At 67.8% G+C, this 639-nt stretch carries 1 pseudogene; it reads right to left on the bottom strand.

Annotated features, from left to right (window positions below):
- Window positions 1-639 (bottom strand): annotated as a pseudogene (locus NKJ84_RS33105) (aminotransferase class I/II-fold pyridoxal phosphate-dependent enzyme); the annotation flags it as partial.

The raw sequence follows: 639 nt of genomic DNA, 5'->3' as shown, positions 1-639 counted from the left end.
CGGCTTCGCCGATATTGAGCGTCAGTGAGATGCGCAGCCGCGACGTGCCCTCGGGCACGGTCGGCGGACGAATGCCGCGTATGTCGAAGCCGCGGGCCTGCAGTGCCGCCGCCACCGCATTGCGCGCCTGACATCGCCGATTACCAAGGGCTGGATCTGCGAGCCGCTGGGCTTTACGCCGCAGCGCTCGACCACCTGGCGGCCTGCGAGGGCAACGCGTTCATGCAGCTGAACACGCCGCATGGGCTCGTCGGACAGGATGGCGAGCGCTTCGCGCGCCGCGACCGCCATCAGCGGCGATGGCGCGGTGGCGTAGATGAATGGCCGGCAACGGTTGACGAGATAGTCGCACAGCGTTCGCGGTCCGGTCACGAGCGCGCCCGATGCGCCGAGCGCCTTGCCGCATGTATGAAGCGCTATGATGTTGTCGCGGCCCTCGAAAGCGGCGGCCAGCCCCCGGCCATCCGGTCCCCAGACACCTGTGGCATGCGCCTCGTCGACGACGAGGAACGCCTCGTGCCGATCGGCAAGCGCAACCAGGCTCTCCAAAGGCGCGCAGTCGCCATCCATGCTGTATAGGCTTTCCACCGCAATCCAGACGCATCCCATGCCGCCTTCGGCGCGCCAACGCTTGATCGC

Source organism: Mesorhizobium sp. M0048 (genome assembly GCF_040323405.1).
Lineage (GTDB): Bacteria > Pseudomonadota > Alphaproteobacteria > Rhizobiales > Rhizobiaceae > Mesorhizobium.
Note: the sequence above shows the minus strand (reverse complement) of the source record. Positions and strands in the feature narration are given on the sequence as shown.